8 protein-coding genes are annotated in these 8303 nt (G+C 30.6%); 7 read left to right on the top strand and 1 reads right to left on the bottom strand.

The window, feature by feature from the left end; genetic code table 11:
- Window positions 1-201: 201 nt before the first annotated feature.
- Both B5E87_RS12410 and B5E87_RS12405 read left to right on the top strand, forming a co-directional pair.
- On the top strand, window positions 202-570 hold the full coding sequence (locus B5E87_RS12410; protein WP_087245282.1) for a diacylglycerol kinase family protein: 369 nt from the start codon (window positions 202-204) through the stop codon (window positions 568-570).
- A 165-nt stretch (window positions 571-735) separates the two neighbouring features.
- Complete coding sequence (locus tag B5E87_RS12405) at window positions 736-1143, top strand: hypothetical protein (protein WP_087245280.1); 408 nt, start codon at window positions 736-738, stop codon at window positions 1141-1143.
- A gap of 25 nt (window positions 1144-1168) precedes the next feature.
- Here B5E87_RS12405 and B5E87_RS12400 read toward each other — a convergent pair whose 3' ends face one another.
- Window positions 1169-1711: a hypothetical protein gene (locus B5E87_RS12400; protein ID WP_087245278.1), complete on the bottom strand. Its 543-nt coding sequence runs from the start codon at window positions 1709-1711 to the stop codon at window positions 1169-1171.
- A gap of 197 nt (window positions 1712-1908) precedes the next feature.
- On the opposite strand from B5E87_RS12400, the gene B5E87_RS12395 reads away from it, so the two are divergent.
- The 5 genes from B5E87_RS12395 to B5E87_RS12375 all read left to right on the top strand — a co-directional run bounded on the left by B5E87_RS12395 (window position 1909) and on the right by B5E87_RS12375 (window position 8274).
- Window positions 1909-2706, top strand: a complete 798-nt coding sequence (locus B5E87_RS12395; protein WP_087245276.1) for a hypothetical protein — start codon at window positions 1909-1911, stop codon at window positions 2704-2706.
- Entirely contained in the window at window positions 2699-3277 is a 579-nt protein-coding gene (locus B5E87_RS12390) for a dipicolinate synthase subunit B (RefSeq protein ID WP_087245274.1), read from the top strand. The genes B5E87_RS12395 and B5E87_RS12390 overlap by 8 nt, the downstream gene beginning before the upstream one ends.
- Window positions 3278-4126, top strand: coding sequence for a 4-hydroxy-tetrahydrodipicolinate synthase (gene dapA / locus B5E87_RS12385; RefSeq protein WP_087245272.1), 849 nt, complete (start codon window positions 3278-3280; stop codon window positions 4124-4126).
- A 97-nt stretch (window positions 4127-4223) separates the two neighbouring features.
- Window positions 4224-5939 (top strand): ribonuclease J, encoded by a 1716-nt coding sequence (locus tag B5E87_RS12380; protein ID WP_241147180.1) that lies wholly within the window; start codon window positions 4224-4226, stop codon window positions 5937-5939.
- Between the two features lie 76 nt (window positions 5940-6015).
- Entirely contained in the window at window positions 6016-8274 is a 2259-nt protein-coding gene (locus B5E87_RS12375) for a DNA translocase FtsK (protein WP_087245270.1), read from the top strand.
- Window positions 8275-8303 lie beyond the last annotated feature (29 nt).

Genomic DNA, 8303 nt, shown 5'->3' with positions numbered 1-8303 from the left:
AACAGGGGCTTTATGCGCTTTTTTTGCATAATAATAAAGAGTGCATATAGTCATACCACAAGAATTACAGAAATAAAAAAAGAGTCACCTAGTCTAATATACTAAGTTGACTCCATTGACCCTGATTTATCAGGGTTTTTTTGTTAAAAAAGTGGAGTCTGCTTTTTTTCTATGATATAATTTTTTAAAGGAGAAAAGACTATGCACAAAGATCCATTTTATAAAAGTTTAGGATATGCTATATCTGGTATTATTCAATGTATTCAAAAAGAAAGAAATATTAAAATACATTTAGTATTTATGTTTTTGGTTATTATATGTGGTTTTCTTTTTCGATTATCTATTACAGAGTGGTTAGTTTGTATTTTGTTGTTTGGACTCGTTATTTCTTTAGAGTTAGTCAATACTGCTATTGAAGCGGTTGTCGATTTATGTACGCAAGAATATCATCCTCTTGCTAAAATAGCAAAGGATACTGCAGCAGGTGCTGTTTTAATAAGTGCAATTGCTTCAGTTGTTATAGGGCTTATTATTTTTGTCCCTAAGATTTTGAGTTTAATAAGCTTATAGGCTTACTTTTTTTGATGAAATGAATAATGCTAATTATGTATCACTGAATATGAATAAAATGTTTGTTTATAAAAAACAGTTTAATGTTATTCATAAAATTTTTGTTTTTTTCATTATATTTTCACATTGCTTTTGTAATATTGAATGTAAATAAGGAGGAAAAAGATGAAGGAGAAAACAAAAGGTATAATATTATCAGTAGTCGTTATAATCTCTCTTATCACAATATTCATTCATCAGCCTATAGAAATTAAAAGAGATATATTCAATAATACAAGGCATAAAAATGACGAGATTCAATTGATTATGAATGAAGCTGTTGATTTTATAAGTCAAGACGGGATTACAGTGACTCGAGTTCATTATGATGGTAAAGAAAGTCAAGAGACGGAAAATAGACTTATTAATGATTATGGATATCAGGACGCTATAGTTGTTTATCTAGAATTCCATACAGGATTCTTTAACATACCATCTGGATTTATAGGAAACTATCATGCATCCGGATATCAATATGTTTGTATTAAAAATAATCAAGGCATATGGGAATTACATAGCGTTGGTTATGGATAATAACATTATTATTTTTAAAGGTGAATCATTGCAGTGATTCACCTTTGATTCTATATTGATCAATTAAGAAAAGGTATAGACAAATAAAAAAGACATAAAGAATTTCTAGGATTCCACTTACATGACCACTGACTATAAATAAAATAATCAGCACTTGTAAACCACAATGAAAAATCCAGTGAGTTTGAATGTAAATGGATGGATATTGAATAGAAAGATAATGTGTATAGATTTGTAATATCACAATAAAAAATAGTGATGAAATCATCGAAGCATAGACATGGAGTTGTGATAGCCATGATTGATCATTTGAATACGGACATATGGCACCAATACACATTATGAAAGTTGTAAAAACAATAAGATAGGGAATATATTTTGGATAATAATTTAAATATTGAAAATGACGATAAGTCTGATATGCAAAATAAAATGCACAGACAATTGTATAAACAACAACGAGAAGATGATATTCTGGTAATGTAGACACGCCTGTAATATTCTCATACATCACATCTTTACGTGTAGCAATAAATAATGTTGAAAGAAAGATTAAAATATAAGACATATAGACACCTCTTTAAAATTATATACTTTTTTAAAAAAATAAAAAGGAAAATTCTAAACATAGAAAAGAATAAAGATACATGAAAAGATCATATTGATTCTATTTTACCGCACTTGCATCAATTTATTCATATTTTATTGATGGGAAAATGTCACCAATTGGAAAATAATTCATATTTTAAAATGAGGTGACTAGGAATGCTGATTTTTGTTAATCATGATGATTTACGTGGACAGGAAGTCATGGAAGAATTGGTGAAAAATGGATATTATGTAACTGATGAATGGAAAGATTTGCGTTATTGTCAAATGATTTATTTGGGTTTAAAAGGAATTGATCGAAAAAATCGACTTTTATTACATCATGATACAATTATTGTTGATGAAAAAACATGGAAACAGCTGCATCCACAGACAATAATCATAACAATGATTCATAATGATTATTTAGATGCATTATCTAAACAATACGGTTTTCAATATTATGCTTTTTTAGATGAGGAAGATTTTATTGATAAAAATAGTATTTTGACGGCTGAAGGTGTCATTTCCTATTTGATTTCACATCGTCGTTTTCCTATATATCACAGTCAAATTCATGTGCTGGGGTATGGGCATTGTGGGCAGGTCATTGTTCGTGATTTCATAGCTTTACAAGCCTATGTTCATGTAGGAATAAGAAATCGTCAGCTTTTTGAAGACATTGAAAAAACAGGAGCTAAACCGTATCATTTGGATCATATGGATTTAAGTGATTGTGATGTTTTGATTAATACAATTCCATCGCAGGTAGTGACATCATCTAAGCTTGATCAGGCCCCAACATCTATGATGATTCTTGACATTGCTTCCTATCCATATGGTGTAGATCATCACTATGCATTATCAAAAGGTTTCAATAGTATTATCTTGCCATCTATTCCTAGTAAATATGCATATGGGTATGCTGGTAGGATGATGACAGATTTTATGAAGGAGAAGATGAAAAATGTATAAAATTGGTTTTGCTGTAACAGGTTCATTTTGTAGTATGAATGATATGCTGGAAGTTTTAAAACAAGTTTGTCAACATTATGATGTAGAAGTTTTTATAACGCCACATGTGCATCAACTAGATACTCGTTTTTATACACATGAAGAGCTAGAAGAAAAGATTAAAGAAATTACTCATAAAGATATTCATACAACGATTCAAGAGGCTGAAGTCTATGGACCAAAACCACAGTTGGATGCTGTACTTGTCTATCCTTGTGATGCTACGACTTTAAATAAAATAGATTTAGGTATTAATGATAATTGTGTAACAATGTTGGTTAAATCATGTTTACGTAATCAAATTCCGATTGTATTAGGGGTTTATTCAAATGATATTCTATCTAACAGTGGTGTTCATCTTTTTTCGCTTTTTAATAAGAAAAATTTTTATTTTGTTCCTATGTTTCAAGACGATTATCAAAGAAAGCCACAAAGCATGATTGCGGCTAAAGATAAAGTATTAGATACATTACATTTCGCATTGAAACATCAGCAAAATCAACCTTTTTTATTAGGGTATAGGAAGATTTAAATGAAAGAAATCTTTACAGCTTTAATAACACCATTCAATCAAGATCAGTCTATTGATTATCCAGGATTATTTCGTTTGTTAGATAAATTGATACATGAAGGTAACAAATCTTTTGTTTTGTGTGGGACAACAGGTGAAACATCTACACTAAAGCTTGAAGAAAGGAGAGTATTAGTAGAAAGAATATTAGATAAATATCCACATATTCGTGTTATTATAGGAATCTGTTCAAATTGTACAGCCGAAGTTATTAGACATATTCAAATGTATAAAGATAATCAGACTATATATGCTTTTTTAGTTATCGTTCCCTATTATATAAAACCGAATCAGGAAGGAATTTATAGGCACTTTGATATGATTGGAGCTTCAACAGATAAGAAAATAATGATTTATAATATTCCAAGTCGTTGTGGAGTTGGTATTACGCCTTCCACTGTCATTCGATTAGCAACAAAGCATCAAAATATTATTGGAATGAAACAATGTGGACCATTAGATGACATCAAAATAATAAAAAAAGCATTACCGCATTTTAAAGTTTATTTAGGTGATGATCATCTTTTGTTGGAAGGTTTACAATATCATATTGATGGTCTTATTTCAGTGGCAAGTCATATTGATTATCCGTTAATTGAAAGAATTATGCAAAAAAGAAAACAATATGATGATGCACATTTGAAGATTTTAAGCCAATTTCTTTTCAAAGAACCAAATCCCGCTCCAGTAAAGTATATTTTAAGTGAAATGGGTTATATTCAAAATATATTAAGAAGTCCTTTGACAAGTATTACACCACAATTGCAACAAGAGTTAGAGTCGCTTATAGAAAATTATCAGAAAAAATAATTTGAAGCCATGAATATAATATGATATGATATTCATACTTTTGAAAACATCTATACACAAAGAGAAAACAAATGTATAATGATATTAAAGAGTAATCATGAAAAGAAAGGGTGAAAAAATGAAAAATGATGTCATAAAGTTTATACCTATGGGTGGACAAGCTGAAATGGGTAAAAGTATGTATTGTTTTGAAATTAATGATAAAATTTTTATAATAGATTCAGGATTTCGATTCCCTGATTCAGATAAACTAGGTGTTGATATCATCATTCCTAGTTTTACATATTTAGAAGAAAGAGCTGATCAGGTTGTGGCAATTATCATAACACATGGTCATGATGACGCTATGGCAGCACTGCCTTATTTACTTCAAAGCATTCATGCTCCTGTTTATGCACCACAATTAACAGCACTTTTAATCAAACAAATGATAGAACGTTTTCAACGTCATAATCATGTAAAAATTGATTTGGATTTACATGCTGTTCATCGTAATGCTTCTATTGATATCGAAGGTGTTCCTGTTGAATTTTTCCCAGTGACACATTCTATTCCTGGAAGTGTTGGAGTAGCACTTTGGACAAGTTATGGTTATCTTGTTTATAGTGGTGAATTTATTATTGATTTTGGTGCTCCAAAGGAATTTCAATGTGATATTCAAAAAATGATGGAAATTGGTAAGAAAGGTGTTTTGGCATTATTAGTTGAATCATCAGGTGCTAAACATGATGGATATACTTCTCCAAATCATAAACTGACAAATAAGATTGATCATATATTTGAAGATAGCTATGAAAGAATCATTATTTCTAGTTATGCGCAAAATGTCTTTAGAACTCAGGAAATTATTGAACTTACAAAAAAATACAAACGTCAAATCGTTTTTTATGGACGTGATAAATATGATAATACAAATAGTTTATTGAGAATTGCTCAAAGGTCTAAAAAACCTGTTTTAAATGTACCTGATTCATTATTAGGTGATAAAGAAAAAATTGGTCAGCCACAATATGACAGTAACTATGTTATCTTGTTAAGTGGTAGTCCACGTCGTATCTATCATGATATTTGTGATATTATTGATGGTGGAGATGACTTATTGAAATTAAGAAAAGGTGATACATTTATTGTTGCTTCACCAGTCTTGCCAGGTACTGAAAAGATTGCTAATAAAGCACATAATGGATTATATAAAACAGATGCACATGTTCATCTGTTAAAAAATAAAGATTTATTTTCTATGCATGCATCAAAAGAAGATCTTAAAGTTATTATTCAAATATTTAAACCAAAATACTATATTCCAATGAAAGGTGAATATCAGCATTTTATCTTTAATCAACAAATTGCCAAAGATATGGGAATCCCTGATAAGCATATCATTATTATGGATAATGGGGAACGTGTAACATTTGAAAAGGGAGAATTATTACAAAGTCGTGATGTGTATGAGATTGATGATGTCATGATTGATGGTATCGGTATTGGTGATGTTGGTGAAAAGGTCATTGATGATCGTATTCAATTAGCAAATGATGGAGTGGTCATTGTTGGACTAACAATATCACGAGAAACAAAAGAAATTGTTGCTCAAACGGATTGTCAAAGTCGAGGATTTGTTTATTTAAAAGATTCTGAATATGTTATTAAGCATGTTATTGAAATTTGTGAAAAAGTTGTTAGTCAGTTAAAAGATAATCCTGATATGGAAATTGCTGAAATAAGAAGTATGATGAAAGAACAGTCAATGAAATATATTATAAAGGAAACTGGCAAGAAACCTGTTTTTATTGGTGTTGTTGTCGAGATATAGGCAAGAGAAATCTTGCTTTTTCTTTTCATTAATGTGAGATTTTGTTATAATGGAAAAATGAAAGAAGGTGAGCATAATGGCGAAAACAAAGCGTTCAAAAAAATCTAAGAATCAGATTTTGGAAGAAAAGTTACGTTTGAGAATTATTATTTTATTTGTGATCTTTGCTATTATTGTATCAGCTTTACGATTGGGATTTATTGGACAGGGAATTCATAATTGTGTTGCTTTTTTAACCGGAAATTTATACGGTGTTGTTTATTTAGCACTTCTTGTCGTCTGTATATATATATTATGTAAGGCTCAAATTCCACGTTTGAATGGACCAGAAGCAATTGGTATTTATGCGATTTTTATCAGTATGTTGACTATTGCTTCTATTCCTAGTCAGCCACAGGCAAGTGGAATGGGGGTTATTTCTACATATCTTCAGAGTCAACAGATGAATAAAGGTGGATTTATTGGCATTTGTTTATATGGTGTTTTTAGTTCGCTGTTTGAAAGTTTAGGTGCGTTGATTTTATCAATTATTATTTTGATTATTGGTTTGGCGTTGATTTTTAGTAAACTTTATTTTCAACATCAAAAAACAAAGAAGAAAAAGCCAAAAGTATCTAAACAAGAAGAAACACCAGTACAAACAATTGTTTTAAAAAAGAAATCTCATTTCTTTGATTTCTTGTCAAAAGATAAAGAAATTCCTCTTTTTCCTGATTCTGCTTTTGATGATGTTGAAGAAAAGATTGATCCAGAAATGACAAGTACTTTTGAATTTGATCAAGATAATATGAAATTAGATATTAAAGAAAAAAAACCTTTAAAAATCAAAGAAGAAAAGGATAGTCCTCAAGAATCTTACATAGAGCCACCTAAGAAAACAGATTTATCACACTATCAGTTACCGCCACTATCATTGTTGTCAACAAGATCAACGCATAATGTTTCTAAAGAAAAGAGTGCAGCAAACAAGAACGCTGCAAGATTAACCAATGTTCTTAAACAATTTGGGGTCAATGCAACAATAGAAAATGCTTTTATAGGACCGACAATTACAAAGTATGAATTGAAATTGGAAATTGGTACACGTGTTAATAAAATCTTACAGTTACAAGATGATATCAAATTAGCACTAGCAACGGCAGATATTAGAATTGAAGCTCCTATACCAGGGAAACCTTATGTTGGAATTGAAGTTCCTAATCAAAGCGCAGCAATGGTTGGTTTTAAAGATGTTTTAAAAAGTTTATTATCAAATTCAAAATATCAGCATAATCCACTTGTTGTAGCATTAGGAAAAGATGTGTCTGGGAAACCTGTTTTTGCACAATTGGATAAAATGCCTCATTTATTAATTGCAGGGGCAACAGGTTCAGGGAAATCTGTTTGTGTCAATACAATTATTTCATCTATTTTGATGCGAGCTAAACCAGATGAGGTGAAATTGATTTTAGTCGATCCTAAAAAAGTTGAATTATCTATTTATAATGGAATTCCTCATTTGTTGGCACCTGTTGTTACTGATCCTAAAAAAGCAGCTGCAGTTTTACGAGAAGTCGTTGCTGAAATGGAAAGACGTTATGATTTGTTTGCAAGTGTAAATGCAAGAAATATCCAAGGATATAATGAATTTGCGAAAACATATAATGAAGATCATACTGATGAACCAAAAGAAATTTTACCTTATCATGTTATTATCTTAGATGAAGTTGCTGATTTAATGATGGTTGCCAGTAAAGATGTTGAAGATTGTATTATGCGTATATCACAAATGGCTAGAGCAGCTGGTATTCATTTGATAGTTGCGACTCAAAGACCTTCTACAGATATTATTACAGGTGTCATTAAGGCCAATATACCATCACGTATAGCTTTTGCAGTGTCATCAAGCATTGATTCACGTACAATTTTGGATACATCTGGAGCAGAAAAACTATTAGGAAAAGGGGATATGCTTTTTTCACCAATGGGATCATCTTCGCCAATGCGTGTTCAAGGGTGTTTTGTAAGTGATGAAGAAGTGTCAGCCATTGTTCATTATGTCTCTTCTCAACAAGAAGTGGTTTATGAAGACAAATATGTCAATGTCAAGTCTATTTCCTCAACACAGGGAAGTGATGACTTTGATGAAGAAGACGAAGAATACGAAAAATGTAGAGAATTTGTTATTCAGGCTCAAAAGGCCAGTACATCTTTATTACAACGTAAATTTAGAATAGGTTATAATAAAGCAGCTCGTATTATTGACCGTTTGGAAGAAGAAGGGGTTATTGGACCACAGCTTGGTAGTAAACCTCGTGAAGTTTATATTCGACAATATCATGAAGAAGATTTATAAAAAACATTGAATATATCAATAAAAATAAA

It is taken from the genome of Massilimicrobiota sp. An142 (assembly GCF_002160725.1).
GTDB classification, from domain to species: domain Bacteria; phylum Bacillota_I; class Bacilli_A; order Erysipelotrichales; family Coprobacillaceae; genus Allocoprobacillus; species Allocoprobacillus merdigallinarum.
This window is presented reverse-complemented; position numbering and strand designations above follow the sequence as displayed.

Coding starts and splice junctions, on each gene's coding strand:
- B5E87_RS12410 (WP_087245282.1), top strand. CDS start 202: ATGCACAAAGATCCATTTTATAAAAGTTTAGGATATGCTATATCTGGT.
- B5E87_RS12405 (WP_087245280.1), top strand. CDS start 736: ATGAAGGAGAAAACAAAAGGTATAATATTATCAGTAGTCGTTATAATC.
- B5E87_RS12400 (WP_087245278.1), bottom strand. CDS start 1,711: ATGTCTTATATTTTAATCTTTCTTTCAACATTATTTATTGCTACACGT.
- B5E87_RS12395 (WP_087245276.1), top strand. CDS start 1,909: ATGCTGATTTTTGTTAATCATGATGATTTACGTGGACAGGAAGTCATG.
- B5E87_RS12390 (WP_087245274.1), top strand. CDS start 2,699: ATGTATAAAATTGGTTTTGCTGTAACAGGTTCATTTTGTAGTATGAAT.
- dapA (WP_087245272.1), top strand. CDS start 3,278: ATGAAAGAAATCTTTACAGCTTTAATAACACCATTCAATCAAGATCAG.
- B5E87_RS12380 (WP_241147180.1), top strand. CDS start 4,224: ATGAAAAGAAAGGGTGAAAAAATGAAAAATGATGTCATAAAGTTTATA.
- B5E87_RS12375 (WP_087245270.1), top strand. CDS start 6,016: ATGGCGAAAACAAAGCGTTCAAAAAAATCTAAGAATCAGATTTTGGAA.